We start from the raw sequence: 25,766 nt of genomic DNA on the forward strand, positions 1-25,766 counted from the left end.
TGGCTGGCCCTCGACCCGGTGCGACGCGGATGATCGCGGTACCGAGAGGGAGTCGCGATGACCGTTGCCGAGTCCGAAGCCGGAAAACTGCGCGGCCGAAGCGAGGCGGGTGTGGCGGTCTTCCGTGGCATCCCGTTCGCTGAGCCGCCGGTCGGCGCTCTGCGGTTCGCCGCACCGCGGCCGGTACGGGGTTGGGACGGGGTGCGGGAAGCCGTTTCCTACGGCCCGCCGCCCCCGCAGGCGGGCGCGTTCGGCATGGACGCGCTGGCGCGAGACTCCGTCGGCGACGACTGGCTGACGCTCAACGTCTGGTCACCGGAACCCGGCCCGGGCGCGAATCTGCCGGTCATGGTGTGGATCCAGGGCGGCGCCTACGCGATCGGCATGGCAGGCCTCCCCGAGTACGACGGTGGCAGGCTCGCGCGGGACGGCGTCGTGGTGGTGACGCTCAACTACCGGGTGGGGATCGAGGGTTTCGCGCGGGTCGAGGGCGCGCCCGCCAATCGCGGCCTCCTCGACCAGGTCGCGGCGCTGGAATGGGTGCGTGACCACATCCGGGCCTTCGGCGGCGACCCCGGCCGGGTCACGGTCTTCGGCCAGTCGGCAGGCGGAGGATCGGTCGCCGCACTGCTCGCGATGCCACGTGCGGCCGGGCTCTTCCATCGGGCCGTCGCGCAGAGCGTGCCGGGGACGTTCTTCACCGACGCGCTCGCCGCCGACATCGCCGCGGCCTGCGCCGACGAACTCGGGCTGCGTCCCACCGTCGCCGATCTGTCCACAGTGGATCCGGCCCTGCTGTCCGCCGCCGGTGACGCGGTCACCGGCGAAATCGGCCGTTGGACGGAAAGGTGGGGCCAGGCGGCGCATCGAACGATCCCGTTCGCGCCGGTCGTCGACGGGGACGTCCTGCCCGTCACCCCGTGGCAGGCCTTGGCCGACGGCGCGGGCAAGGACATCGAACTCCTCGCCGGCCACACCCGCGACGAACAGCGGCTGTTCACCGCTCTCGACGGCACACTCGGTCAGGTGACACCGGAGCAAGCGGCGACCGCGCTGGAGATCTTCGCCCCCGGCCCGGACGGCCCACTCCGGTACCGCGACGGGTTTCCGGCCGCCGGACCGGACGAGCTGTACGAACTGGTCAACTCCGACTGGCTGTTCCGGATGCCGACACTCCACCTCGCCGAGGCGCAGCTCATGGCGGGTGGCCGCGTCCATTTCTCCGAGCTGACCTGGCCCGCACCGGGTATGGGCGGCGCGTTCGGCGCCTGCCACGGTCTCGACGTGCCACTCGTGTTCGGCAACCTGGCCGAGGGCCTGCCCGCGACGCTGATCGGCGAGAGCCCCGCGGCCGAGGCGACGGCGCTGTCCGCCCAGATGCGAGCCGCGTGGACGGCGTTCGCCACCCACGGAGATCCCGGCTGGCCCCCTTACGACATCGAACAACGCCTCACCCGGCTCTTCGACATCCGACCGGAGGTCACGCCGTACCCGGAAGAGGCCTCCCGGCGGATCTGGCGCGACCACACCTTTTCCGCGCTGCCGTTGCTCGGCGGCAGCTGACTTGTCGCGGTAAATACCCTCAGAGATCCTGGATCCGAGGTGCTTTGCTGCCCGGGTGTTGAAGAAACTAGCAGCGACCGCGGCCGTCGCCGCCGTGTCGCTCTCCCTGGCCACTCCCGCGTCTGCCTCGACGAGGTACTACCAGCAGACGGTCACCGGACCCACCCGGTCGCAATGCGAGACGGCCGGCTCACAACTCGCCCAGCAGAAGAGGGCCGAGGGCTACTTGGTCACCTGGATCGGCTGCGGCTACCGGAACTTCCAGTACGAGGGTGTCGTGGGCTGGTCGGACTGACCGTCCACGGAGGAGGCCCGGGTCGGTTCGCGAACCGACCCGGGCCTTCCTCCGTGCGCGTCACGCTTCGTCGAGGAGGTCCTCGACGAGGATGGGAATGTGCCGCACCCGGATGCCGGTGGCGTTGTGGACGGCGTTCGCCACGGCCGCCGCCATCCCGACGGTGCCGATCTCGCCCAGGCCTTTCGCGCCGACCGGGTTGTGCAAGGTGTCGGAGTACTCGACGAAGTGGACGTCGACTTCGGGGATGTCCGCGTTCACCGGGATCAAGTAGCTCGCGAAGTCACCATTGGCGAAGCGACCGTCGTCCTCGATCTCCAGCCCCTCGTGCAGAGCGGCCGACACACCCCAGATCATGCCGCCGATGATCTGGCTTCGCGCCGCCGTCGGGTTGATGACCCGGCCGGCGTCGAATACGCCGAGCATGCGGGACACCCGGATCTCGCGCGTCCACTTGTGCACGCGCACTTCGCAGAACTGGGCGCCGAACGAGCTGAACGAATGCTTCGTCAGCTCCTCGCCGGGTGCGGACGAGCCGGTCACGGAGATCGACGGGCGCTTCAGCGTCCGCAACACCTCGCCGAAGGTCATCGACCGGTCCCCGGCCAGCACCTTGCCGTCGGCATAGGAGACGTCCATGCCCTCGAACGGCGCGCCCGGAGCCGACGCCACGGTCAGCAGATCGTCGATCGCCTTGGCCGCGGCGATCATGATGGCCGACCCCGCGCTCGCGGTGGCCGTCGAACCACCCGACAGGCCGCCGGAAGGCAGCGCCGAGTCTCCGAGCCTGGGCACGATCCGGTCCGGGGAGATGTCCAGCGATTCCCCGCCCACCAAGGAAAGCACGGTCAGCAGCCCGGTCCCCGGGTCCGCCCCGCTGGTGCCGACGACGGCCGTGTCGTCGGGCAGCAGGGTGATCTCGATCGTGGCCGGGAACCGCAGAGCGGGGAACATGGCGGTGGCCGTGCCGAGTCCCACGAGCCAGTCGCCGTCGGTCCGCCCCTGGGGCGAGCGCTCCGACCAGCCGAAGCGGGCCGCGCCGACGCGGAAGCATTCGTCGAGGTGTTTGCTCGACCACTGCAGGTCCTTGCCGGGCGGCGCGGTCGAGTTGTTCCGCTGACGCAGCTCGATCGGGTCCATCTTCAAGGCGACCGCGAGTTCGTCGATCGCGCTCTCCAGCGCGAACGATCCGGGCGCCTCGCCCGGCGCCCGCATGAACGTGGTCGGCGGGATGTTCAGCGGCACCATCTTCTGGCTGATCGACAGGTTCCGGGTCGCGTACCACTCGCGCGAGGTGCCGTGCGACGTCGGCTCGACGAACGAACGGTCCATCGCGGTGCTGCACCACGAGTCGTGCCGCAAGGCGTTGAGCGTGCCGTCCTGTTCCGCGCCGAGGGCGATCTTCTGCACGGTCGCGGCGCGGCCCGCTGTCGCGGTGAAGACCTGTTCCCGGCTGAGCACGGCCTTGACCGGCCGGTCGAGAGCCCGGGCCGCCGCAGCGGCCAGGAACGCCGGCGCGGAAGTGCGGCCCTTGCCACCGAACGCCCCGCCCACGAACGGGTTCAGCGCGTGTACCTCGGACGGTTTGGTGTCCAGCGCGCCGGCCAGTTCCGCCGCCTGGAGGTCGGAACCCTGGTTGCCACTGTGGATCGTCAGACCGTCGGGACCCCATACCGCGACCGCGGAATGCGGTTCCATCGCGGCGTGGTGCTGGGTCGCGGTGGAATACGTGGCCTCGACGACCACCGGGCTCTTCGCCAGCACGTCCTCGAAGGACTCCACCCCGGGGGCGAGGATTTCGAGCGATGAGGGTTCGCCGCCTCGTGCCTCCGGTGCGTCCTCGGCCGAAGCGAGGCCGTCCTGCAGGGAAGTCAGCGCAGGCCGGGCCAGGTAGGAGACCTCGACGAGCATCGCCGCGTCGCGAGCCTGCTCGTAGGTCTCGGCCACCACGAAGCCGATCGGCTGGCCACGGTAGGCGACTTCCCTGTCCTGCAACGGAACCCAGGTCTCGCCGAAGAACGGTGTGACCGGCGTGAGCAGTGCCAGCGGGTCGAACGGCGTGAACACGTCGATCACCCCCGGAGCGCTCTTCGCGGCGGTGACGTCCATCGCCTCGATCTCGCCGTGCGCGATCGAACTCGTCACGACGTACCCGTGCACCAGGCCGGGGAAGGTGTGGTCCGCCCCGTACTTGGCCTGGCCGGTGACCTTCAGCGGTCCGTCCACCCGGCTGGTCATCAGCGGCTCCCCTCGGTCAGTTCGAGCAGCGCGCGGACAAGGGTCCGCGGCAGCAACGACGTCTTGAATCCGTTCCCGGACAACGGGCGTGCGCCCTCGGTGGCCAGCGCCGCGGCGGCTTCGAAGGAGGCGACCGTCGCGGGAGCACCGCGTAAGGCCTCCTCGACCGCGGGCAGCCGCCACGGCACGGTCGCCACGCCACCGGCCGCGACCCGGGCGTCGACGATGCGCTCGTCCTCGACGTGCAGCGCGACCGCCGCGGAACACAGCGCGAACTCGTAGGACTGCCTGTCCCGCACCTTGACGTAGGTGGAATTCGACGCCCAATCCAGCTTGGGGACGATGACCTCGGCGATCAGCTCACCGGGCCGCAGGTCGTTCTCCACCTCGGGGGTGTCGCCGGGAAGGCGGTAGAAGGAGCCCAGTTCGACGGTGCGCGTCCCGGTCTCGCTGACGAGCCGGAGCTTCGCGTCGAGAGCGACCAGGGCGACGGCCACGTCGCTGGCGTGGGTCGCCGCGCACGAATCGCTCGTGCCCAGGACGGCGTGCATCCGGTTGGCGCCCGAGATCGCGGGGCAGCCGCTGCCGGGGTCCCGCCGGTTGCACGGCATGGCGACGTCGCGGAAATACGAGCAGCGGGTGCGCTGCATCAGGTTTCCGCCGATGCTGGCCATGTTCCGGATCTGCTGGGACGCGCTGAGCAGCAGCGCCCGCGAGATCGCCGGGTACACGCCGGGGTGCCCGGCGATGTCGCCCATCCGCTCCAGCGCGCCGAACCGCAGCCCGTCGGAGGTGTCGATACCGCGCAACGGCACCGAGTTGATGTCCAGGACCTGCCGCGGTGTCAGCACATTGAGTTTCATCAGGTCGACGAGCGTGGTGCCGCCCGCCAGGAAGGTGCCGGGTGAGGAGACCGCGGCTTCGACGGTCTCCGGTGCGATCAGCTCAAAGGGACGCATCGACCCTCCTCGCCTGCTGGACCGCCGCGATGATGTTCGGGTACGCCGCGCACCGGCAGAGGTTGCCGGACATGAACTCCCGGACGTCCTCGACATCCTGTTCGACGGCGGCGACCGCCGACATGATCTGCCCCGACGTGCAGAACCCGCACTGCAGGGCGTCCTGGTCGACGAACGCCTGCTGGACCGGATGCAGACCGTCCTCTGTAGACAGTGCTTCGACCGTGGTCACCGGCTTCTTCACGGTGGCGGCCAAGGTGAGACAGGAGAGCACCGGACGTCCGTCGACGTGCACCGTGCAGGCACCGCACTGGCCCCGGTCGCAGCCCTTCTTCGGGCCCGTGACGTCCAGCCGCTCCCGCAGGGCGTCCAGCAGTGTCACCCCGGGATCGACGCTCAGATGTTCCGTCCTGCCATTGACTTCGAGTGAGATGTCCACTGGATCTCTTTCCGCAGATCGCCCGGGCCGAGGGCCGGACGGCGTAGGTTGAGGTGGTGGGAGTCCGTTCAGGATGTGAACCGGATATTCATCCGCTTCGATTTTCAAGTTAGCGGATTACAATCCGCTTGGCAATGTCGGTACTCGCCCCTGGAGTCGCTCCAGGTTCCGGGAATTCCTCGGCTACATTCTCAGGAACGACGGAATCGGCGGACGGGAGGCGCGATGCGGACGGGATCGGTCAACCCCCGGCGCGCGGACACCCGGCGCAACCACGAGCGCATCCTCGCCACCGCGGCGAAGTCGCTGGCCTGCTCGGGCGAGGTCTCGTTCAACGCCATCGCGAAAGAGGCCGAGGTCGGCGTCGGCACGGTGTACCGGCACTTCCCGACCCCCGAAGCCCTCATCCTGGCGGTCTATCAACGCGAGGTGCGCCAGCTCGTCGAGGTCGTGCCTCGCCTGCTCGAGAAGTACACCCCGGAGCAGGCCTTCCGGGCGTGGGTGACCGACCACCTGGCCCACTACATGATGACCAAACGCGGCCTGGCCGACGCCCTGCGCGCCGCGACGGCATCGCGCGGAGAACTGCCCGCGAGCGCCTACCAGGCCATGGTCGGTGCGGTCTCCACGCTGGTGAAGGCCAATGTCGACGCCGGCACCATCCGCTCGGACCTGGAACCCGAGACCGTCCTGCGCAGCCTGGGCGGCCTGCTGTACCTCGACCCGAAAGGCGAGTGGCGGCGCGACGTCGCGAGCCTGATCGACCTGCTGTGGCGCGGGATGGGCACCGACCGGACCTGACGCGAGATGTCCGTCCAGTCACGCGAGGCGGCCGGGCGCGCAGTATGTGGCCGAGCGTGAAGACAGGGTCGGGGAGAGCTGTCAGGATCGGCGAAGCACGGTCTCCGGTGAACCGAGGAGGACGAATGCGCAGGTTCCTTCACGCGGTCTTGGCCTTGGCGACCGCCGCGGCGGTCATCACCGGGATTTCGAGCAGTTCCTCCATGGCGACCGAGGACGCGGATCACACCGTCACGTTCGTCAACCGGTCCGGACGGACGATCTGGATCGGCAGCGCCGTCAACGCCGACGGATCACGTAACCTCACCGGCCTTCCCGCGTTGAACGACACCCAGCAGGCGACCGTCGCCATTCCCGAATCCGGCGATCCCGCCCATTGGCGGGGAAAGTTCTTCGCCAGGCAGGGATGCACCGGAACCCCCGGCGGCACCTTCCACTGCACTGTCGGGGACTGCGGGAACCAGCCCGACCGCTGCGTCCACGGCGAGCAGCCCGCGAGCCTGGCGGAGTTCAACTTCGACCGGAACGACGGCCTGGCCCCCTGGTACAACGTCAGCTACGTCAACGCCGTCTCGCTCTCGATCACCATCGAGCCACGCGACGCCCAGGCTCCTCCGGGATCGACGGAATGCGAAGAGGTCGGCTGCTCGCTGCGGTTGCTGGAATCCTGCCCGCCCGAGAACCTGACGCGGGATGCCAACGGCACACCCCTGTTGTGCACCAACCCGAACCGGGACGCCAGGACCGCGTACAGCGACGCCATCTCCAGTCGCTGCCCGAAGGCCTACGCCTGGTCCAAACAGGACGCCGAACAGGGTAACCAGACCGTGCGGCAATGCCGCGACTGCAGCGGTTTCGTCGTCACGTTCCACCGCGGGATCTGAACCCGGGTCAGCCAGACCGCTCTTCCAGCATCGCCGCGAGGGCCGACGCGACGAGGGCGACCGCACGATCGTCGTCGTGAGCAAGGTCTCGCAGGGCGTCCCGAGCGATCCCCGGCGGCATCTCTGCGAGTGCCTGTGTCAGGCGGATCCGCACCGCGGAGTCCGCGGTATGCGCGGCCAGTTCGTCTGTCAGCGCGCTCATGACCCGGTCCGCGCAGCCGGGGTCCGAGGACAACGCCCCCAGGACCTCGCCCGCCTCGACGTCCTTCGTGCCGTCCACCACCATGCCGACGAGCGCCGGCACGGCCGTGGTCTCGCCACGCGAACCCAAGGCCAAAGCGGCCTGCGCGCGCACCGTCGGGTCCGGGTCCCCGAGTGCTTCCGCGAGTACCGCGGTCGCTTCGTCACCGGACATCTCGGCGATCGCCAGAACCGCGCGCCGCCGGATGCCGACGTCCTCCGAACGAAGACCGGGCGACAAGCCCCGCAGACCGTCACCGCCCGCCCGTGCGAGGGCCCACCGCAGCGCACCGGCGACGTTCGGGTCGGCTTCGGCGAGGACCGCGCCGGCCAGCAGCTCGGCGGGAACCGGCACGTCCTCGTTCGGGCCCAGAAGGGCTTGCTGCCGACGGGCGGCGTCCGGCGAACTGAGCCCGCGCAGGAGTTCCACGATCCGCAGGACGCCCTCCCAGCCGTGGGACGTCGAGGCATCGACCGTCCGGAGCCGTTCCAGCAGCTCCTGCTCCCGTCGCAGCCGGTCTTCGGTGCGGCGGATGAGGTCACCGACCAGAGTGGACGGTTCGAAGGCGGGATCCTCCAGGGCACGTCCGATCTGCTTGAGTGACAATCCCAGCGAACGCAGGCTCTCCACGTGGAAGATCCGGCGGATGTCCTCATCGGAGTACTCGCGATAGCCGCCCACGGTGCGGCCGGTCGGGCGCACCAGCCCGAGGGAGTCGTAATGCCGGAGCATCCGGGTACTCACCCCCGAGCGGCGCGCCACCTCACCGATCAGCACGAGGCTTCCGCGGCTCGTTCCGGGCCGAGCGCGGCGACCCGCTTCGCCTCGTCGATGTCCGCGTCGAAAGCGGCGTCCGGGTCACGCAGGAGCCGCTCCGTGGCACGAGCGTGCGCACGCACCGCCGGGTCACCGCTGACCAGGCCCGGCCGCAGGGCGGGCTCGATCACGTCTCCGAGCGCGACGAGAGCCCTGCTGAGGCTCAAACGCACGTTCCGGTCACCGCGACCGAGTTGTGCGGCCAGTTCCACGGCCAGTCCCTTCTGCTCGCCGGCGGGCGCGAGGACGACCGCGGCACGCCAGGCGCTCCGCGCGACCTCGTCGTTCGCATCGTGCAGCAGCGACCGCGTGATCGCAGGCCAAGCCGTCCCGTCCCCGATCTTGGACAGCGTATGCAACGCCTGGCTCCTGGCTTGATCCTGCTCGGACCGGACCTCCGCGACGAGCGCCGGCACCGTGATCTCCGCCGGGTGTCGGGTCAGCGCCCATGTGAGCATGTCGCGCACGTAGAAGTCCGGCTCGATCGCGCATCGCGCCAGGAGCGTCTCGACGAAACGCGGGTCAGGGTGCGTCCCGGCCGCCAGTGCGGCCTGAAGCCGGGTCGACGAGCTTTCCGCACTCAAGGCGTCGAGCAGGCGTGTATCCAGTGAAGTCTTCTGTGGCGCGTTGATGGGAACCACCTCCTCGCCACAGTGAAGACCTTGTCATCGTGTCAAGGTCAAGACCACCGACCGGGTCAGGTGAGCGGGCCGGTCCGGATCGCGGCCCGCCGACTCCGCCGACATGCCAGTCGTCGCCTCGGTCAGCGCCCGCTCGACTTCCAGTGTTTTGTGGACAGGATCGAGCATGATACGGGTCGATGGCCTCATGCGGACATTGGCCGGAAACGAGCATGTGCGGCCCGTCGCCCGGTCCTAACCTCATCCAGGAAATCGGAGCAGGGGAACGGTTTCCCGCTTTCCCCGAAACATTCACCGATGTTCCTTTCCCAGAGAGGTATTCCGATGCTCGTTCGCCGATTCCTGCCCGAAAGAAGAAAAGCGAAGAACCGGAGACGTGACTTAAGAGCGACGCTGCTGGCCTTCGGCATCCTGCTGAGCGGCATCACGACCATCTCCGTCGGCGCCGCACCGGCCTACGCCGACGCGTCCTGCTCGGGTGCCGTTTCGGTGTACGGCGTCCTCCCCGACGGCCGGCTGACCTACACCTCGATCGACCCCGACACCGGCGACATCGGCCATGTCGTGGCGTCGACGAAAACGCTCGGGTTCACGCCCAAGGCGATGGCGACGCTCAATTTCAACACCATTCTCGTGACGTCCACCGCGGGCGTCCTCTACCGGGTCGACGTCCTCACGAACGGCACCAGCCTGACGTTCAACGACCCGATCGACCTCCAGCACGGCTGGACCCACACTCTGCTGACCTACGACGGGCACGGCCACCTCTACGGCACGACCTCCGGCGGTTCGCTGCTGCAGTACCTGGTGTCGCGGGACAAGCCCGGTACGACCCAGATCGGTCAGCGCCGCGAGATCGGCAACGGCGGTTTCGCACTGAAGACGCTCGCCGCGTCCGGTGACGACCGCCTGGTCGCGACAGCGGCCGACGGACAGCTGATCGGCTACGCCGTCTCCACCACCGGGACCACCTACACCCGCGCCCAGCTCGACGACCGCGGCTGGCAGAGCTTCGAGAACCTCCTCTCCCCCGGCGGGGGCCTGTACTACGGCAAGAACCCCGACGGGGCCATGTACTGGTACGAAGACGCCGACCCGGCCGACGGCTCCGGCGCCGACATCGCCTACCACCTGAACGACCCGGTCGCTTCCCGCGGCTGGACCCAGGACCTGCTGTCCGCCGACCCGGGCACCTGCAAGGCCACCACACCGACCAAACCGCTGCGCGGGAAGATCGTCACGCTGGCCACCGGCGAGGTCGGCACCACCGAGCCGAGCTGCGACAAGTACCACGCCTCCTGCGACCAGGGACGACTCGACTGGTGCGCGATGTTCGCGACCTGGACCTGGTCGGCGGCCGGCGTCTCCGGCGTACCGCGCAACACCTTCATCGCCCGCGCCCTCGGCAGCTGGGGTGTCGAACGCGGCCTGTTCAAAGCGCGGACCGGCAGTAGCCACGGCAGCCCCAAACCCGGTGACTGGGCGATCTACGGCGCGCCGGACGGTTCGGCCGGCGGTCACGTCGACGTGGTCACCGCCGTGCATCCCGACGGGAAGCTGACGGTCGTCGGCGGCAACGTCGACCAGAAGGTCAGCCGTCGCGTGATCGACCCCGACACCGCGCGTTCCGGCCGGGACAACGTCCTGATCTCCGGCTACGTCTCGCCGCCCGGCGCCTGATCCCGTTCACCGCGGTGCCGCGGCGACGACCGCCGCGGCACCCGCACCATCCTCTACCTTCCGGAGTCCCCATGCGTTTGCTGTCCAGACGGCTGGCCGCGATCGTGGCCACGACGACCATCCTGTGTGCCGGCGCCACCACCGCCAACGCCACCACCACCTCGACCGATTCCCCCACGGCGGCCACCAAGTTCGCGGTCACCGCGGCCTACCCGTCCTCTCCCTGTGTCCCCGGTGGGCCGACAGCCGCCGACACCGCGGCCTCCGCCCGGCTCAACGGCGTCCTGCAGGGCGCCTTGAAGAACGCCATGACCCCGTATCGCGTGTCCTGTGCCCGCGCGGTCATCAACGCCGTGCAGCAGCGCGGGCTCGACGAGCGGGCGGCGGTCATCGCGATCACCACCACGATCGTCGAATCCCTCATCCAGAACATCAACGAGAAGATCGACCACACCAGCCTCGGCCTGTTCCAGCAGCTCGACTCCTGGGGCACGGAGGCGCAGCGGCTCAACCCCGCCTGGGCGACGAACGCGTTCCTGAACGTGATGGAGGACTTCTACCCGAACGGCAAATGGCGTACCGCGCCGATCGGTGAGGTCTGCCAGGCGGTGCAACGATCCGGCTTCCCCGCGCGCTACCAGCCGCAGGCGGCCGACGCCCAGCGCATCGTCGACGAACTGAGCGGGCCCACCGCGAGCACCGTGTCCGTGTACGGCGCGCTGTCCGACGGCAGGCTCACCTACTCCACGATCAACTCCCAGTCCGGGGACCGCACGAAGACCGTTGTCTCCACCGACAACCTCGGGTTCGTCCCGAAGACGTTGGCGACACTCAACTTCAACACGCTGCTCGCGACTTCGCCGTCCGGGGTGCTCTACCGCGTCGACGTCCTCACCAACGGCACGTCGCTGCAGTTCTCGGCCCCGGTCGCACTCGGCGGCGGCTGGACACACGACACGCTCACCTACGATGGCCATGGCCACCTCTACGGGATCGCCGGCAGCACCCTGATGTCCTATGTGGTGTCCCGCCCCAAGCCGTCCTCCGTCCACATCGGACAGCGTGCGGTGATCGGCACCGGCTTCACCCTGCGGACCCTCACCGCCACCGGCGACGACTGGCTGCTCGGGGTCAGCACCACCGGCGTGCTGCGTTCGTACCGCGTCAACGCGGACTACACCTGGGCCGGCGCCACCCTGGCCGAGCGGTGGAGCTCCATCGACCAGCTCGTCTCCCCCGGTTACGGCCTCTACTACGGCCAGACCCGCGATGGCGGGCTCTACCGCTACCACGACCGCAACCCGTTCGACTTGGACGGCTCGGACATCCAGGGCTTCGGCACCGACCCGGTCGATGCCAAGGGCTGGAGCCAGATCCTCCTGTCCGCCCAGCCTTTCAGCGGCTGATTCCTTGCCAGTGTCCCGAATGACGGCTGCCCGGTCTCCCTCACGAGGGAGACCGGGCAGCCGTCATTCGAGAGGTGCCGGGGGTTCGCCGTTCGCCTCCGGGGTCCGGACCCAGGACAACGTGTCGGTCTCCGGCCACCAGCCGGCCGGCGCGGGGCGAGGATCGCTACCCGCTTCAGCCCACCAGCGCGGGTCCTCGTCGTCGCTCATGACCCGACGCTACGAGCGGGCCGAGCGCTCGCGCAGCGGTCAGCAGCGGCCATTGTCCGATCTTGGCCAGGGCACCGTGGCCGGATCCGGACAGTGGCCGGACTTACCCCTTCCCTTAAGTGACATTCGGGCCTAATTTGTCTCAACATACAGGTCAGAGCATCGGGGAGGACGAAATGATCAAGCGAGTACTGGCGGGACTGGTCACTGCGGTCGTGGCGACGGTGGCCTTCGGAACGGTCAGCGCCCAGCCGGCGGAGGCGATCCAGGACCCGTCGCGTAAGTGCGTGTGGATCTGGACCTCCACCGGCGGATACTGCTCGAAGCTCGAGTGATCGCTAGCCCAGCCAGCCCAGGCGGGTGGCCGCGTAGACGGCGGCCACCCGGTTGTCGGCCTGAAGGGCTTCCAACAGGCTCTGGACGTGGCGCCGCACCGTGCGCTCGCTGACGTCGAGGTGCCGGGCGATCGCACTGTCGGTCATCCCGGTGGCCAGCAGGTCGAGCACCTTCGCCTGGGCGGCGGTGAGCCCGTGCCGGGGTTTGCCCGCGGTATCGCCCACGTGCACCGACTGGCTCCACACCAGCTCGAACAGCATCCGCAGCGCCGCCACCACGGTCGGGCTCCGGACGAACACCGCCCCTTCCATCCCGCTCGGGTCGAGCGGCACGAGCGCGGAATGCCGGTCCGCGATCACCATCTTCATCGGCAGCTCGGGCGCGACCCGCATCTCCCAGCCCGCCGCGATACTGGCGTCGACCACGTCCTTCGCGCCGTCGAATTCGAGAGCGGCGCGCTCGTAGACGTTGCGCAGCCGTACCCCGCGTTCGGTGACCGCGTCCGGCAGGGCCATCACCGTGTTCGCGTCCGGTTTCCGTTTGAAGTGCCGGGTCGTGAACGCGAGGAACTCGTCCTTCGCCGACAGGCACAGCTCCAGCGACAGCGAACCGATCCGCTGCGGATCGGTCAGGACTTCGACCGCGGCGTCACCGCCGCCACCATAGGCGGAGCGGTACACCGCCTGCAGCATGTCCAGCTGCTGCCGCGCCGTCATGATCTGCCGCTGCTGTTCGAGCAGACGTTGCTGCGCGCCCAGGATCGCGTGATCGACCGCGCGCACCGGCTCCATCGGGGCGATCACCGGGTCTCCGCGATAGTCACGCCGCACGAAACCCTGGTCGAACAGCTCCCGCATCTCCGGGCTGTCCGCACGCGGATCGTCCAGCGGCACCGGCCCGGACCGCACCATGACGTCGTACAGCGCACCGGCACCGGACGACAGCAACCCCTCCAGCATCGCGCCCCCTGTTCTCCGTTCCCGAGCCTACGAGTCCTGGCAAGGAACGGCTAAGGACTCACGACCCGCCCGCGCCGACCCGGTCCAGCACCGCCCGCGTGTAGCCGTCGCCCGGCGCGCCGAACGCATTGCTGGGGTCGAGCACACGTGGAACGTTCAAGGCACACACCGTCGCGATGTCGCTCGCTTCGGTGATTTCCTTGCCGATCGTGCTGCTGCTCGACCTCGTCGCCCAACGATATTGCGCCAAGCAGAGCAATCTCGCCGCTTTGCCGTCATGGGGTTTCCGACCGCAGGTCGCAGTGTCGCCGGACAAGCCGTCCGGCGACACCGCGACGTGAACGGGGCAGCCTGATGACCGCACAGGGCTCGGCGACGGACGAGATCGGCGAAATCGGCGTCTGGGTGATGGGCGAGTTCGGCGGCCGCCTGCCCGCGTCGGTGATCAGCAGGGTGCTCAACGCCAGCCGGCGCGACCTCGAAGGCCGTATCGACGCCGAAGAACTGGCCGAGATGTTCCACGCGCTGTGCCGTTTCCGGCTTCAGCGGCTCGTGGCCGCGGACGAGCGGACCAAGATCACGATCCGACGGTGACGGTTTTGAGCTCCACGTACTGCGCGAGGCCGGCGGCACCGTACTCACGTCCGACGCCGCTGGCCTTGAACCCGCCGAACGGCCCGTCGAAACCGATGGGAGCGCCGTTGATCGTGACGGTTCCGGTGCGCATCCGCCGCGCGACGGCGAGCGCGTGTTCCTCGTCGGCCGACCACACGCCACCGGAGAGCCCGTACTCGGAGTCGTTGGCGATGCGGACCGCGTCGTCCTCGTCGTCATAAGGAAGGACGACGAGGACCGGGCCGAAGAGCTCTTCCCTGGCGATGCGCATCGTGCTGTCGACGTCGGCGAACAACGTCGGCGTGACGTAATTGCCCTTGTCCAGCCCGGCCGGGATTTCGGGCCCTCCGGTGACCAGACGCGCGCCCTCGGCGAGGCCGATTTCGATGTAGTCGCGCACCCGCCGCTGCTGACCGGGACGCACCATCGGCCCGATGAAGGTCTTCTCGTCCGCCGGATCGCCGACCACGAGCGACTCCATCATCTCCTTGAGCCCGGCGACGACCTCGTCGTACCGGCCACGCGGCGCGAGGATCCGCGTCTGCGCGATGCACGCCTCGCCATTGTTGAGCAACGAGCCGAACTTCAGACCGGCGAAGACGTCTTCCAGGACGGCGTCGGGCAGGATCACGGCCGCGGATTTCCCGCCCAGTTCCAGGCTGACCCGCTTGAGCCGCGCTCCGGCCAGCGACGCGATCCGCCGTCCGGCCGCGGTCGAACCGGTGAACGCGATCTTGTCCACGCCGGGGTGCTTCACCAGGTACTCGCTGGTCTCGCGATCGGCGGGCAGGACGCTGATCACCCCGGACGGCAGTCCGGCTTCGGACAACAGGTCCGCGAGCAGGTTCATGCTGAGCGAGTTCTCCGGCGAGACCTTGAGGACGACCGTATTCCCCGCCAGCAGCGCCGGGATGACCTTGGCCAACGCGGCGGAGAACGGTGAGTTCCACGGAATGATCGCGGCGACCACGCCGATCGGTTCGCGGCGCACGATCGAGCGGAACGGCACCGACGGATCCGAGGGCGTGAGGGTTTCCTCCCAGCCGAAGGCTTCCGCCGCTTTCAGGAACGCGACGGCCTGCCGGGTCAATCCCGGCTGACCCGCCCGCGTGAACCAGAGGGCGGAACCGTTCTCGGCCGAGATGAGCTCGGCGATCTCCTCCGCGCGTGCCTCCCTCAGCGCGTTCACCCGGCGGAGCACCGCGATCCGCTCCTCCGGCGCCGTCCGCGGCCAGGGGCCCGCGTCGAAGGCCGCTCTGGCCGCGGCGACGGCGCGATCGATGTCGGCGGGCAAGGCCTGAGCGACCCGGCCTAGGACCGTCTGATCGTGCGGGGACACGATGTCGAGCCGTGCCGTGCCGCTCGGCGTCGTCCACTCGCCTCCGATGAAGAGCTTGTCGTTCATTCGCACTCCCTAACTGTCACGCCAACGTAGCACTTATGGCAGTTAACGACACAAGTCTGTGATACATTCCCGGAGTGAGAGCTGACGCGGCACGCAATCTCGAAGCGGTCCTGACCACGGGCGCGCTGATGCTCGCCAGCGACCCTTCGGCGAGCATCAGCGCGATCGCCGCCGAAGCAGGCGTCGACCGGCGAACCGTCTACCGGCGCTTCGCCTCACGCGAAGACCTCCTGGCCGCCATCTACGACGCGCGCCTGGACGCTGTCGAGAAGGTCGTCCGCACGGCCCGGCTCGACGAGTCCGCGGTCCCCGTGGCGCTGCACCGCTACGTCGAAGGCATCATCGAGGTCAACCGCAAATGGCCGGTCGAACTGACCCGCATGCGGGCCGAACCGTCCATTCAGGACCGTCGAGGCCGCCTGTCCGCCGAAGTGGACGCGTTCCTCCAGCGCGCCACCGACGAGGGCTTCCTCCGCGCGGACCTCCCGGACGGCTGGGTGAGCCGTCTGCTGATCCAGCTGCTGCACCTGGCCTCCCAGGAAGAGGTGGGCGCCCCTCAGGCCGCCGATCTGCTCGTGAGCACTTTCCTGCGCGGAGTCGGCGCGCCCTGACTCCAGTCCGGCCTCGTGAGTGTTTTGGGTCGTTCTAACGACCCTTACCACTCACGAGCCCCTTGACCGACCACGGCGCGGCACCCTGGCCACCCGCGCTGCTGGTGCACGTTGACGACCCATAAGTCCGTGAAGGCCTCCTTGCCTACTTTCAGGGTAGGGAAGGAGGCCTTCACGGACCGGACCTACGACCCACCGCAGCCAGAACCCAGTGGGCACCTAAGACCCGGTTGGCTCTCACCGCCTTCACCACACGACCAAGCCGGGCCGGGTCGGTGCTTTCGCGTGACTGGGTGGACGGCACACGTGATCAGACGGACGACACTCGGTGACGTCCGCCCAGTCACGCTTGCCGTCCGCCCAGTCACGCGTGCCGTCCGTCCAGTCACGGGTGACGTCCGTCCAGTCACGCCAACCCGCCCGACCGCAGGTACCTAAGACACGGTTGGCCCTAACAACCCAAAACACTCACGACCCCTTCGCGAAATACTCATGCGACTTCGCCGGTAACTGAACGAACGGCACACTGGGGAGTTCGTCACCCCGCACCCGTCATGGAGCGGCGATGTCACGCAGGGTGTGCAAAAGTGTCGGCATGGCCGCCACCCGTAAACGATTCCCGGTTTCCTGGACCACCGTCGCCCCGGTGCTGGCCCTGGTCGTGCTGGCGCTGAGCTGGGGCCGTGACCTCGGTCCGGTGCCGGTGGTCATCGTGGCGCTCGCGCTGGGTGCGACAGTGCTGGCGGCGGTGCATCACGCCGAGGTCGTCGCGCACCGCGTCGGCGAGCCCTTCGGTTCCTTGGTGCTGGCGATCGCCGTGACGGTCATCGAGGTCGCGCTGATCGTCACGATGATGGCCTCCGGCGGACCCGAAGCCGGGACGCTGGCCCGCGACACGGTGTTCGCGGCGGTCATGATCACCATGAACGGCATCGTCGGCATCTCGCTTCTGGTCGGTGCACGCCGCTACGGCGAGACGCACTTCAACCCGGAAGGCAGCGGCGGCGCACTCGCGACCGTCGCGACGCTCGCTTCGGTGACCCTCGTGCTGCCGACGTTCACCACCAGCACTCCCGGCCCCGAGTTCAACGGCACGCAGCTCACCTTCGCGGCCATCGCGTCACTGCTGCTCTACGGCCTCTTCGTGCTCACCCAGACCGTGCGTCACCGCGACTTCTTCCTCCCGGTCGACACCGACGGCTCCATCAAGGAGGAGGAGCACGCCGAGCCGCCGACCAACAAGGCCGCGTTGACCAGCTTGGTGTTGCTGCTGGTCGCCCTCGTCGCCGTCGTCGGTCTGGCTAAGGTCGAATCGCCCGCGATCGAATCCGGGGTCCGCGCGGCCGGCTTCCCGCAGTCGTTCGTCGGTGTCGTGATCGCCCTGCTGGTGCTGCTGCCGGAGACCCTGGCCGCGACGCGGGCCGCACGGCGCGACCGGATGCAGACCAGTCTCAACCTCGGCTACGGTTCGGCGATCGCGAGCATCGGGCTCACCATCCCGACCATCGCGCTGGCGTCGATCTGGCTGGACGGCCCCCTGATGCTCGGTCTCGGCGCCACCCACATCGTGCTGCTCGCGCTGACGATCGCGGTCAGCGTGCTCACCGTGGTCCCCGGCCGCGCGACCCGTCTGCAGGGTGGCGTGCACCTGGTGCTGCTCGCCTCGTTCCTGGTGCTCGCCGTCAACCCGTGACACGGAGTCCTCTTCGGACGGAGTTCTGTCGGTGGTCACGGGTAATCTCTGCCCCGTGAACGCTCGGGACCGCATCCAAGAACTCGCCGATCAGATCGTCGTCCTCCGCGACGCCTACTACCGGGGCTCGCCGAAAGTGGCGGACGCCGACTACGACGCGATCGAAGACGAGTTGCGGGGGCTCATCGAAGCCAATCCGGAACTGACGCCGGATCCGAACCCGCTGGACCAGGTCGGCGCGCCCGCCGTACTGCACGCGCCCATCCGGCACTCGCGGCCGATGCTGTCGCTGGAGAAGGCGACCAAACCCGAGCAGGTCGCGGCCTTCTTCGCCCGTTTCCCCGGCCAGTCGGTCGTGGTCATGCCGAAGCTGGACGGCCTGTCGCTCGCCCTGGTCTACGAGAACGGACGGCTCGCGCGGGCGATCACCCGCGGCGACGGGACCACCGGCGATGACGTCACCGTGCTGGTGAAGGCGCTGACCGACGGAGTACCGGACAAGGTCGACGCGCCCGGGCGAGTCGAGGTCCGCGGTGAGGCAGTCATGCTCCGGTCCACCTTCGCCGCCTACAACAAGGTGCACCCGGACAAGCCGCTGATCAACCCGCGCAACGCCGCCGCCGGCACCTTGCGCGCCAAGGACCCGGCCACCGTCGCCGAACGACGTCTGCGGTTCTTCGCCTTCGACCTCACCACTGATCCCGACAGCGCCGAGACCGACCTGGACGGGGCGCTGCGGACGCTCGGCTTCACCGCCGCCGACATGCGGCGCTGCGAAGACGCCGAAGCGGCTCAAGAGGTCATCACGACCATCGAGCAGCAGCGCAACGACCTCGACTACGACCTCGACGGCGCCGTCCTGCGGCTGGCCGATCGCGACGCGTACGCCGCCGCCGGAACCCGGTCGAGCTCGCCTCGCGGGGCGCTGGCGTTCAAATTCGCCGCCGAGGAGAAGACCACCGTGCTCGCGGACGTGGTCTGGGACGTCGGCAAGACCGGCAAGATCGCCCCCGTCGCCTGGCTGGAGCCGGTGTTCGTCGGCGGCACGACCGTCACGCGCGCGACGCTGGCCAACCAGGAGGTCATCCGCGCCCGCGGCATCAAGATCGGTGACACCGTGCTGGTGCGCCGCGCCGGTGACGTGATCCCGTTCGTCGCCGGCGTCCTCGACGCCGCGAAGCGCACCGGCGAGGAACGCGAGATCATTCCCCCGTCGGTGTGCCCGTCGTGTGAAGAGCCGTTGACCGAACAGGGCAACAGCCGGGAACTGTTCTGCACCAACGTCGCCTGCCCCGCCCAGACCGTGCGGCGGCTGATCCACTGGGCTTCGCGCGCGGCCGCGGACATCGACGCGATCGGTGGTGTCTGGATCGAACGGCTCGCCGAGGCGGGCATCCTCGAAAATCCGTCGGACTTCTACCGGCTCACCAAGGAGACGCTGCTGGAGTTCGACCGCATCGGCGAGGTCTCCGCCACCCGCATGATCGAGTCGATCGACGCCAGCCGCGCCGTCGGCCTGCGCCGGTCGCTGATCGGCCTCGCGATCCCGATGGCGTCCGAAGGCACCGCCGCTCGGCTGTGCCGCGCCGGTTTCGGTTCGCTGGAAGCCGTCGTCGAGGCGGGCGAAGAAGGACTCGTGGCCGTCGAGGACATCGGCCCCAAGGTGGCCGCTTCGCTGATCGAGCACCTCACACGGCTCAAGCCGGAACTCGAGCGGCTACGGGAGGTCGGCGTCTCCCTGGACGTGCGCGACGAGGACCTCCCACCGGTCGTCGTGGCCGGTGCGCCGCTGGAAGGCAAGACGGTCGTGGTCACCGGATCGATCAGCGACCCGCGCTCCGGTGAGAAGGTGCCGCGCCCGACTTTCCAGCGGCTGTGCGAAAAAGCGGGCGCGACCATCGCGTCGTCGGTATCGGCCAACACCGATCTGCTCATCACCGGCGCCGACGTCGGCGCCAGCAAGCTCACGAAGGCCGAGAAGCTGGAAGTCGAGGTCGTGGACCAGGGCGTGATCTGGCAGCAACTGATCGCGGCCGGTGTCGTCTAGCGTCAGGTTCGCGGTCTCCGCGCCCAGGCGGCCCATCGAACGGTACAGCTGGTCGTGAGTGGCGTTTCGGGTTCTAACCCGAAACGCCACTCACGACCAGCTGTACCCACGAACACGACACCTTTGACCGTCTCCTCCCTATGAAACACGCGTCTAGACGCCGGTCTGGCTCTTGATCAGCTCGACGATCAGGCGAGCCACACCGTCCTTCACCACCGACAGGACGCCGTCCTGGGCGCCGCCGGCCACGGCCTTGCCCAGGGCGGTCAGGCCGCCCGCCCGCGTTTTCACCGCGGAGACCACTTCACCCGGGTCCGTGATGGACCCGTCCTGCCCGACCACGCCTTCGGCCCTCAACTGAGCCACGAGGAACCTGAGCTCCGCCACGGCGGCGTCCAGTTCCGCCGGAGAAATTCCGGCGGAACTGTTGTCCACCAGGGTGTTATGCCTGCCGGACTGGTTGTGCTGATTCCCGAAGACGACGTCACCGCCCGCGACCACGACGACCTCCCTGTCCGGGGGATTCTCTATCGCGTGGGTGATCTCGTGCTTGAGTCGCTCCAGTACTTGCGGTTCCCGGCCGGTCAAGGCGGTGAACGCGGTACCGGCGGTTTCGATGACCAGCGCGTACCGCGAGTGAAACGGGCGGCGTAGCAGTATGCCGACGAGATAGAGGGCCCGCAGCGCCATCAGCATCAGCGCCAGCAACATCAGGAGATGCGTAAGGGCCACTAGAACGACTCCGTGATGTACAGCGCGAAGGCCAGAAACGCGCAAAGGTAGAGAACGATCTCGATCACCCGGTAGATCGGAGCGGGCCCTCGAGGAGCGACGCGTTCGGTCCGCACCCGTGAGATCGCCGCGAGCGGGTACACGGCATCGCCGATCTGGACAGTTCGTTTGTTGATTCGGATCTCCGCCGAGGGCTCCTTCGCCATGGTGTTCAAGTCGCGCGATTCGCCGAATCGGTTACGGCTTTTCGCATTTTCGCGAAATCGTCAGTCCGCCGGTTTCGTCTTGTACCGCGGGCTCGTCGAGTGCCATTCGAACCCGCCGCCCATCCATGCCCGCAACCCGCGCAGGAAACGTTGCAGTTCGACGGAAGGCACCGCGCTCAGCTGTTCGTGCGCCCGCTGGAAGTCCCGGACGACGTCGTTGTGCAGTTCGACGGTGATCGCCGTGGCCTCCTCGATCGAGCATTGCCGATCGTCGGCGATGAGCAGCACCGCGTTGCAGGGTGGCGACTCGTCTTCGAGGTCCTTGGCGACCGAGTGCAGATCGTTGACGAGCACCGCCGCGGTGCCCGCCTGGATCGCCGCCTCCCGGACCCGCGGGTCGTAGTAGACGTTCGCCGTCAGTTCGTAACCGCCGAGGACGTCGATCAGCGTCATCGACGTGTAGAAGCTGTCGTGCTGGCGGGCGGCGAGATACTCCCACGCCGGCGGGTATTTCCCGCTGTGGCGCCAAGCCGCGTACGCCGTCCAGCTCACGAACATCGCGAATGTCGAATAGCAGACACGCTGCACCTGCGCGGCCGTCCCGGACGCTCGCAGGTAGTCCGTGCTCGAATTCAGCGCGATCAGGACCCGGTCGCCTCGCAGCGTCTCGTCGAGGTCGCGGCTGAACTCGCCCAACGACGGCACCGGGTCCATGGCGGCCATCGCCAACGCGAGCTTCGGCGGCAGCTCCGCCGGAACGGCGCCGAGGGAGGTGTCGTCGGCGTAGAGATCGTCGGCCGCCCACCAGGAGGCGTTGAGCTTCGCCGAGATCAGCAACCGCTCGGGATCCTCACAGTCCGGATGGGCGAGGGTGACCAGCCTGCCGAAGCCCGCCGTCCCGATCTGCTCGCACTCCTCCTCGTCGAAGCCGCACTCCCCCGCCCAGAGGGCCAGCCGCCGGTCGACCTCCTCACCGAGCGGATCGTTGATCCGTTCGGTGAGGGGGCAGTACAGCGGCGGAGCCGATCCGTCGCCCCATGGCCTGAACGCGTACGCCGGATCCAGCGCCGGTTCGGGCCCCGGCGGCGACGGGATCTCCGTCGCCGCCGGGGGGTTCGCGAGCCGGGCGGCCAGCCGTGCGGCGGACGTTCCCAGTCCGCTCGGCCCCGCCAGAAGCGTGGCCAGAGCGCCTTGTTCCGTCATCGCGGTCACTCCGGTGGTCGAGGTCGGCGTGGGATCAGATCCGGTCCGCGGCGATGAGCAGGTAGTGGAAACTGCCCTCCCGGTAGGCGTCGAGGAACGGGCCCTCGATCCCGGTGGCCACCGACGACTTCTCCCGCAGTTCCCAGTACGGGATCGTGTCGGCGGTCAGGTCCACCACCGAGATCGGCACCAGGCCGTTCGCCGTCATCGCCTTGAAGTACTCGCTGCGCGGATGGATGTTGCACGTGTAGTGCTGGTCGATCTGCGCGACCGCCTTGGACCGGCCACCGGTCACGTCGTTGTAGCACCCGGTGATGGTGACGTACCGGCCGCCGAACTCCAGTTGCCGCGCGTGCTCGGCGAACAGGTCGTGGAGGTCCACGTACATGGTGCTCTCGTTGTTCCAGATCGCCTTGCGCGAGCCGGTTTCGAAGCCGGTGTCGAGCATGTTGCGGAAGTGGTAGCGCACGCGGTCGGCGACGCCCCTGATGTCCGCCTGATGGTTGGCGAACTCGACCTGCTTCTCCGAGATCGAGATCCCGTCGACGTGGCAGCCGAAGCGTGCGTTGGCCATGATGCTGGACCCGCCGCGCCCGCAGCCGGCGTCGAGGAGCCGGTCGTCCGGTTTGACGTCGCCGAGGTGATCGAGCAGGACGTCGGCCTGCGCGGTCTCCAGCCGGTGCATTTCGGCGATGATCCGCTCGTCACGGGTCTCCTCGGGGCCTTCCAGCACCGACCAGTCGACCTCGCCCACGCCGTAGTGGTGGTGATAGAGCCCGTCCACGTCACCCAGCCGGAGGTTGACCGGGTCCTTCTCCTTGTTCCAGTACGACGCCACCGACTTCTGGTACTCGGTGCGCAGAACCTTGGTGGGAACGGGAGTGCGGGCAATCGTCACTTGCGTGGTCCTTTCTCGGGCATTCGTTTTCGGTGCGGCGGGGCGAGGGGTCAACGCGCGACCTCGACGTTCTCGAGGACGCCGAGCGCGTCGGGTACGAGGACGGCGGCCGAGTAGTAGGTGCTGACCAGGTAGGTGGCCACCGCCTGGTCGGTGATGCCGTCGAACCGGACGTTGAGACCCGGCTCTACCTCGTCGGGAAGGCCGGTCTGGTGCAGGCCGATCACGCCGTTGTCCTCGACACCGGTCCGCATGGCGAGGATCGACGAGGTACCCGCGTCGGTGATCGGGATCTTGTCGCACGGCAGGAGCGGCACGCCGCGCCAGGCCGAGACGACCTTCCCGTCGACCGTGGTGCCTTCGGGATACAGGCTGCGGCGCGTGCACTCCCGGCCGAACGCGGCGATCGCGCGCGGATGGGCGAGGAAGAACTTCGTCTTGCGGCGGCGGCTGACGAGTTCGTCCATGTCGTCGGGAGTGGGCGGACCCGACCGGGTCTGGAACCGCGACTTGAGGTCGGCGTTGTGCAGCAGCCCGAACTCGCGGTTGTTGATCAGGTCGAATTCCTGCCGCTCCCGCAACGCCGCCACGGTGAGCCGCAGTTGTTCGTCGAACTGGTTCATCGGCTGGTTGTAGAGATCGGTCACCCGCGTGTGCACCCGCAGCGCCGTCTGCGCGACGGCCAGGTCGTACTCGCGCGGCGAGAGCTCGTAATCGACGAAGGTGCCCGGCAGCGGCGGTTCGCCGTCATGCCCGGACGACATCCCGATCTCGGCCTCACCCCGGGCGTTCTGGGGTTTGGTACCCATCGCCAGCATGTCCTGCACGTGCCGGCGCATCGCCTCGGACCGGCCGTTGAGGTCGGCGAAATCCTCCGCGCGCAGGGTCAGCACGATCACCGGGGTGACGGCCTTGGCGGTGAAAGGCCAGTTCCGGTCGATCCCGGCGAGCATCTCGTCACCGAAGTGATCACCATCGGCCATGCTGCCGACGGACGCCTCGTTGCCGTACGCGCCCGGAGCCACCTTCGCGACCTTGCCGTGGGCGACCAGGACGACCTCGTTCAGCGGCGAGCCGTGAGTGACGATCGTTTCACCGGGCTGGTACTCGTGCTGTACGAACCGGTCGGCGAGCGCGGTGAGCGTGTCTTCGTCGTCGAAACCACGCAGCAGGGCCAATTCAGCGAGTTCCTGCGGAACGACCCGGACCTCGGTGCCGACATTGGTGAAGCTCACCCGACCGTCGCCGATCGCGTAGGTGAGCCGCCGGTTGACCCGGTAGGTGCCACCGGTGGCCTCCACCCAGGGCAGCATCTTCAGCAGCCATCGCGGCGTGATGCCCTGCATCTGCGGCCGCGTCTTGGTGGTGGTCGCCAGGTTCCGCGCGGCCGCGGGGCCGAGACTGAGCCGCCGGTCGGTCTCCGGCGTCGTGGCGGTCATCCCTCACGCCCGAGTTCGGCGGCTTCGAGTACGGCGAGCGCGTCCGGCACGAGTACGGCGGCCGAGTAGTAGGTGCTGACCAGGTAGGAGATGATCGCCTGCTCGGAGATCCCCATGAAGCGGACGTTCAGTCCGGGTTCGTACTCGTCGGGGAGGCCGATCTGACGCAGGCCGACGACGCCCTGGTTGCTCTCGCCGGTTCGCATCAAGAGCACGGAACTGGTGCTGGTCTGACTCACCGGGATCTTGTTGCACGGGAGGATCGGGACCCCGCGCCAGGAAGGCACCTTGTGCCCGCCGAGGTCGACACCGGTCGGGTAGATGCCCTTCTTGCTGCATTCCCGGCTGAACGCGGCGATCGTCCGCGGATGGGCGAGGAAGAAGCTGGGTTCCTTCCACACCAGGGAAAGCAGATCGTCGAGGTCGTCCGGGGTCGGCGGGCCGGTGCGGGTCGCGATGCGCTGGGAGAAGTCCGCGTTGTTCAGCAGGCCGAACTCCGCGTTGTTGATCATCTCGTGCTCTTGGCGCTCGCGCAGCGCCTGGATGGTCAGGCGGAGCTGCTGCTCGGTCTGGTCCATCGGCTGGTTGTAGAGGTCGGAAACGCGGCTGTGGATGCGCAGCACCGTCTGGGCGACGCTGAGTTCGTATTCACGCGGCGAGGTCTCGTAGTCGACGAACGTCCCCGGCAGCAGCGGTTCGCCGTCGTGCCCGGAGGAGATGTCGATCTCGGCCTCGCCGAAGTCGTTGGCACGTCCGGTGTCCTGGGACGCGGCTTCGATCTGCGCCTGCAGGGATTCGGACTGTTCGAGGACGTGCTCGAAAGCCTGGCGGGTCAGCGTCAGCACCGTGCAGGCCGTGGCCGCCTTCGCGGTGAACTCCCAGATCCCGTCGTTGTCGACGAGGGCTTGCGCGCCGAAGTAGTCGCCGTCCTTGACCACGCCCAGCGAGGTCTCGTCACCATAGGGACCGGGGCCGGTCTTGGTGATCTTGCCGTGCGCGATCAGGTAGACCCGGTCCGCGCGATGGCCGAATTCGACGAGAACGTCGCCGGCCGACACCTCCTGCTGTTCGAAGCGGCGGGAGAGTTCTTCCAGCACCTCTTCGTCGTCGTATCCCTTGAGCGGCTTCAGTTCACCCAGTTCCGCCGGGATCACGTTGACCTCGGTGCCGACCTTCGAGAACGTCACGCGTCCGTCGCCGACCGCGTAGCTGAGCCGCCGGTTGACCCGGTAGGCACCACCGTTGACCTGGACCCATTCGAGCATCTTCAGCAGCCAGCGGGACGAGATGCCCTGCATCTGCGGAACGGATTTGGTCGTGGTGGCCAGGTTGCGCGCGGCGGCCCGGCCCAAGCTCAGCTGCGGATTTCCCGGCCCCTGGACACCTTCGGCGGAAGTGTCCGATTCGGTCACGGTCACAGCAAGGTCCACCCTTCGATAGTCAAGTGAA

At 68.4% G+C, this 25,766-nt stretch carries 26 protein-coding genes; 12 read left to right on the forward strand and 14 right to left on the reverse strand.

The window, feature by feature from the left end; genetic code table 11:
- The first annotated feature begins 57 nt into the window (after positions 1-57).
- Together H5J31_RS09510 and H5J31_RS09515 are read left to right on the forward strand one after the other, a co-directional pair.
- Positions 58-1,563, forward strand: coding sequence for a carboxylesterase/lipase family protein (locus H5J31_RS09510; RefSeq protein ID WP_181772112.1), 1,506 nt, complete (start codon positions 58-60; stop codon positions 1,561-1,563).
- A gap of 55 nt (positions 1,564-1,618) precedes the next feature.
- Entirely contained in the window at positions 1,619-1,858 is a 240-nt protein-coding gene (locus tag H5J31_RS09515; RefSeq protein ID WP_181772113.1) for a hypothetical protein, read from the forward strand.
- Positions 1,859-1,918: 60 nt separating this feature from the next.
- Here the strand turns inward: H5J31_RS09515 and H5J31_RS09520 are convergent, their stop codons facing one another.
- From H5J31_RS09520 to H5J31_RS09530, 3 genes are read right to left on the reverse strand one after another with little or no spacing between them, the layout of a single operon-like run.
- Positions 1,919-4,096 (reverse strand): xanthine dehydrogenase family protein molybdopterin-binding subunit, encoded by a 2,178-nt coding sequence (locus tag H5J31_RS09520; RefSeq protein WP_181772114.1) that lies wholly within the window; start codon positions 4,094-4,096, stop codon positions 1,919-1,921.
- On the reverse strand, positions 4,096-5,055 hold the full coding sequence (locus H5J31_RS09525) for an FAD binding domain-containing protein (RefSeq protein ID WP_181772115.1): 960 nt from the start codon (positions 5,053-5,055) through the stop codon (positions 4,096-4,098). The genes H5J31_RS09520 and H5J31_RS09525 overlap by 1 nt, the downstream gene beginning before the upstream one ends.
- Positions 5,042-5,494 carry a (2Fe-2S)-binding protein gene (locus H5J31_RS09530; RefSeq protein WP_181772116.1) on the reverse strand — a complete coding sequence of 151 codons (453 nt, stop codon included), beginning with the start codon at positions 5,492-5,494 and terminating at the stop codon, positions 5,042-5,044. The genes H5J31_RS09525 and H5J31_RS09530 overlap by 14 nt, the downstream gene beginning before the upstream one ends.
- Before the next feature lie 225 nt (positions 5,495-5,719).
- Here H5J31_RS09530 and H5J31_RS09535 point away from each other — a divergent pair, with 225 nt between their 5' ends.
- Together H5J31_RS09535 and H5J31_RS09540 are read left to right on the forward strand one after the other, a co-directional pair.
- Positions 5,720-6,295 (forward strand): TetR/AcrR family transcriptional regulator, encoded by a 576-nt coding sequence (locus tag H5J31_RS09535; RefSeq protein ID WP_181772117.1) that lies wholly within the window; start codon positions 5,720-5,722, stop codon positions 6,293-6,295.
- A gap of 125 nt (positions 6,296-6,420) precedes the next feature.
- Entirely contained in the window at positions 6,421-7,179 is a 759-nt protein-coding gene (locus H5J31_RS09540) for a thaumatin family protein (protein ID WP_181772118.1), read from the forward strand.
- A 7-nt stretch (positions 7,180-7,186) separates the two neighbouring features.
- Here H5J31_RS09540 and H5J31_RS09545 read toward each other — a convergent pair whose 3' ends face one another.
- Together H5J31_RS09545 and H5J31_RS09550 are read right to left on the reverse strand one after the other, a co-directional pair.
- Positions 7,187-8,197, reverse strand: coding sequence for a HEAT repeat domain-containing protein (locus H5J31_RS09545; protein ID WP_181772119.1), 1,011 nt, complete (start codon positions 8,195-8,197; stop codon positions 7,187-7,189).
- Positions 8,191-8,877, reverse strand: a complete 687-nt coding sequence (locus H5J31_RS09550) for a HEAT repeat domain-containing protein (RefSeq protein WP_181772120.1) — start codon at positions 8,875-8,877, stop codon at positions 8,191-8,193. The genes H5J31_RS09545 and H5J31_RS09550 overlap by 7 nt, the downstream gene beginning before the upstream one ends.
- 324 nt (positions 8,878-9,201) lie before the next feature.
- On the opposite strand from H5J31_RS09550, the gene H5J31_RS09555 reads away from it, so the two are divergent.
- Positions 9,202-10,557 carry a tachylectin-related carbohydrate-binding protein gene (locus H5J31_RS09555; RefSeq protein ID WP_181772121.1) on the forward strand — a complete coding sequence of 452 codons (1,356 nt, stop codon included), beginning with the start codon at positions 9,202-9,204 and terminating at the stop codon, positions 10,555-10,557.
- 71 nt (positions 10,558-10,628) lie between these two features.
- Positions 10,629-11,963 carry a tachylectin-related carbohydrate-binding protein gene (locus H5J31_RS09560; RefSeq protein WP_207897765.1) on the forward strand — a complete coding sequence of 445 codons (1,335 nt, stop codon included), beginning with the start codon at positions 10,629-10,631 and terminating at the stop codon, positions 11,961-11,963.
- 63 nt (positions 11,964-12,026) lie between these two features.
- Here H5J31_RS09560 and H5J31_RS09565 read toward each other — a convergent pair whose 3' ends face one another.
- On the reverse strand, positions 12,027-12,173 hold the full coding sequence (locus H5J31_RS09565) for a hypothetical protein (RefSeq protein WP_181772122.1): 147 nt from the start codon (positions 12,171-12,173) through the stop codon (positions 12,027-12,029).
- Positions 12,174-12,349: 176 nt separating this feature from the next.
- On the opposite strand from H5J31_RS09565, the gene H5J31_RS09570 reads away from it, so the two are divergent.
- Complete coding sequence (locus H5J31_RS09570; RefSeq protein WP_181772123.1) at positions 12,350-12,508, forward strand: hypothetical protein; 159 nt, start codon at positions 12,350-12,352, stop codon at positions 12,506-12,508.
- A gap of 3 nt (positions 12,509-12,511) precedes the next feature.
- On the opposite strand, the gene H5J31_RS09575 is transcribed toward H5J31_RS09570, so the two are convergent.
- Entirely contained in the window at positions 12,512-13,468 is a 957-nt protein-coding gene (locus tag H5J31_RS09575) for a LuxR C-terminal-related transcriptional regulator (protein WP_181772124.1), read from the reverse strand.
- Between the two features lie 176 nt (positions 13,469-13,644).
- Here H5J31_RS09575 and H5J31_RS09580 point away from each other — a divergent pair, with 176 nt between their 5' ends.
- On the forward strand, positions 13,645-13,809 hold the full coding sequence (locus H5J31_RS09580; protein WP_181772125.1) for a hypothetical protein: 165 nt from the start codon (positions 13,645-13,647) through the stop codon (positions 13,807-13,809).
- A 13-nt stretch (positions 13,810-13,822) separates the two neighbouring features.
- A complete protein-coding gene (locus H5J31_RS09585) occupies positions 13,823-14,062 on the forward strand; it encodes a hypothetical protein (protein WP_181772126.1) in 240 nt (79 codons plus the stop codon).
- Here H5J31_RS09585 and H5J31_RS09590 read toward each other — a convergent pair.
- Entirely contained in the window at positions 14,046-15,488 is a 1,443-nt protein-coding gene (locus H5J31_RS09590; RefSeq protein WP_207897766.1) for an aldehyde dehydrogenase, read from the reverse strand. The two genes, H5J31_RS09585 and H5J31_RS09590, sit on opposite strands and share 17 nt — an antisense overlap.
- Positions 15,489-15,562: 74 nt before the next feature.
- Here H5J31_RS09590 and H5J31_RS09595 point away from each other — a divergent pair, with 74 nt between their 5' ends.
- The 3 genes from H5J31_RS09595 (at position 15,563) to ligA (ending at position 19,839) form a co-directional block, all read left to right on the forward strand.
- Entirely contained in the window at positions 15,563-16,099 is a 537-nt protein-coding gene (locus tag H5J31_RS09595) for a TetR/AcrR family transcriptional regulator (protein ID WP_181772128.1), read from the forward strand.
- Between the two features lie 595 nt (positions 16,100-16,694).
- The gene (locus tag H5J31_RS09600) at positions 16,695-17,792 is read left to right on the forward strand and encodes a calcium:proton antiporter (RefSeq protein WP_181772129.1); all 1,098 of its coding nucleotides are present in this window, start codon (positions 16,695-16,697) and stop codon (positions 17,790-17,792) included.
- A 55-nt stretch (positions 17,793-17,847) separates the two neighbouring features.
- Entirely contained in the window at positions 17,848-19,839 is a 1,992-nt protein-coding gene (ligA, locus tag H5J31_RS09605; RefSeq protein WP_181772130.1) for an NAD-dependent DNA ligase LigA, read from the forward strand.
- Between the two features lie 153 nt (positions 19,840-19,992).
- Here ligA and H5J31_RS09610 read toward each other — a convergent pair whose 3' ends face one another.
- Genes H5J31_RS09610 through H5J31_RS09635 form a run of 6 tightly spaced genes read right to left on the reverse strand, consistent with a single transcriptional unit; the run spans position 19,993 to position 25,735 of the window.
- A complete protein-coding gene (locus tag H5J31_RS09610) occupies positions 19,993-20,571 on the reverse strand; it encodes a DUF6232 family protein (protein ID WP_181772131.1) in 579 nt (192 codons plus the stop codon).
- Entirely contained in the window at positions 20,571-20,777 is a 207-nt protein-coding gene (locus tag H5J31_RS09615; RefSeq protein WP_181772132.1) for a DUF6232 family protein, read from the reverse strand. The genes H5J31_RS09610 and H5J31_RS09615 overlap by 1 nt, the downstream gene beginning before the upstream one ends.
- Before the next feature lie 60 nt (positions 20,778-20,837).
- A complete protein-coding gene (locus tag H5J31_RS09620; protein WP_181772133.1) occupies positions 20,838-21,980 on the reverse strand; it encodes a family 2 encapsulin nanocompartment cargo protein terpene cyclase in 1,143 nt (380 codons plus the stop codon).
- Between the two features lie 34 nt (positions 21,981-22,014).
- Positions 22,015-22,878, reverse strand: coding sequence for a geranyl diphosphate 2-C-methyltransferase (locus tag H5J31_RS09625; RefSeq protein ID WP_181772134.1), 864 nt, complete (start codon positions 22,876-22,878; stop codon positions 22,015-22,017).
- A 50-nt stretch (positions 22,879-22,928) separates the two neighbouring features.
- Positions 22,929-24,317, reverse strand: a complete 1,389-nt coding sequence (locus tag H5J31_RS09630; protein WP_181772135.1) for a family 2B encapsulin nanocompartment shell protein — start codon at positions 24,315-24,317, stop codon at positions 22,929-22,931.
- Positions 24,314-25,735: a family 2B encapsulin nanocompartment shell protein gene (locus H5J31_RS09635; protein WP_181772136.1), complete on the reverse strand. Its 1,422-nt coding sequence runs from the start codon at positions 25,733-25,735 to the stop codon at positions 24,314-24,316. The genes H5J31_RS09630 and H5J31_RS09635 overlap by 4 nt, the downstream gene beginning before the upstream one ends.
- Positions 25,736-25,766 lie beyond the last annotated feature (31 nt).

It is taken from the genome of Amycolatopsis pittospori (genome assembly GCF_013870525.1).
Lineage (GTDB): Bacteria > Actinomycetota > Actinomycetes > Mycobacteriales > Pseudonocardiaceae > Amycolatopsis > Amycolatopsis pittospori.

What these genes read in the sequence shown, in the direction of transcription:
- H5J31_RS09590 (WP_207897766.1), bottom strand. Translation starts at nt 15,488, where the DNA reads ATGAACGACAAGCTCTTCATCGGAGGCGAGTGGACGACGCCGAGCGGC.
- H5J31_RS09575 (WP_181772124.1), bottom strand. Translation starts at nt 13,468, where the DNA reads ATGCTGGAGGGGTTGCTGTCGTCCGGTGCCGGTGCGCTGTACGACGTC.
- H5J31_RS09630 (WP_181772135.1), bottom strand. Translation starts at nt 24,317, where the DNA reads ATGACCGCCACGACGCCGGAGACCGACCGGCGGCTCAGTCTCGGCCCC.
- H5J31_RS09600 (WP_181772129.1), top strand. Translation starts at nt 16,695, where the DNA reads ATGGCCGCCACCCGTAAACGATTCCCGGTTTCCTGGACCACCGTCGCC.
- H5J31_RS09620 (WP_181772133.1), bottom strand. Translation starts at nt 21,980, where the DNA reads ATGACGGAACAAGGCGCTCTGGCCACGCTTCTGGCGGGGCCGAGCGGA.
- H5J31_RS09510 (WP_181772112.1), top strand. Translation starts at nt 58, where the DNA reads ATGACCGTTGCCGAGTCCGAAGCCGGAAAACTGCGCGGCCGAAGCGAG.
- H5J31_RS09560 (WP_207897765.1), top strand. Translation starts at nt 10,629, where the DNA reads ATGCGTTTGCTGTCCAGACGGCTGGCCGCGATCGTGGCCACGACGACC.
- H5J31_RS09520 (WP_181772114.1), bottom strand. Translation starts at nt 4,096, where the DNA reads ATGACCAGCCGGGTGGACGGACCGCTGAAGGTCACCGGCCAGGCCAAG.
- H5J31_RS09615 (WP_181772132.1), bottom strand. Translation starts at nt 20,777, where the DNA reads ATGGCGAAGGAGCCCTCGGCGGAGATCCGAATCAACAAACGAACTGTC.
- H5J31_RS09580 (WP_181772125.1), top strand. Translation starts at nt 13,645, where the DNA reads ATGTCGCTCGCTTCGGTGATTTCCTTGCCGATCGTGCTGCTGCTCGAC.
- H5J31_RS09555 (WP_181772121.1), top strand. Translation starts at nt 9,202, where the DNA reads ATGCTCGTTCGCCGATTCCTGCCCGAAAGAAGAAAAGCGAAGAACCGG.
- H5J31_RS09585 (WP_181772126.1), top strand. Translation starts at nt 13,823, where the DNA reads ATGACCGCACAGGGCTCGGCGACGGACGAGATCGGCGAAATCGGCGTC.
- H5J31_RS09525 (WP_181772115.1), bottom strand. Translation starts at nt 5,055, where the DNA reads ATGCGTCCCTTTGAGCTGATCGCACCGGAGACCGTCGAAGCCGCGGTC.
- H5J31_RS09535 (WP_181772117.1), top strand. Translation starts at nt 5,720, where the DNA reads ATGCGGACGGGATCGGTCAACCCCCGGCGCGCGGACACCCGGCGCAAC.
- H5J31_RS09565 (WP_181772122.1), bottom strand. Translation starts at nt 12,173, where the DNA reads ATGAGCGACGACGAGGACCCGCGCTGGTGGGCTGAAGCGGGTAGCGAT.
- H5J31_RS09570 (WP_181772123.1), top strand. Translation starts at nt 12,350, where the DNA reads ATGATCAAGCGAGTACTGGCGGGACTGGTCACTGCGGTCGTGGCGACG.
- H5J31_RS09540 (WP_181772118.1), top strand. Translation starts at nt 6,421, where the DNA reads ATGCGCAGGTTCCTTCACGCGGTCTTGGCCTTGGCGACCGCCGCGGCG.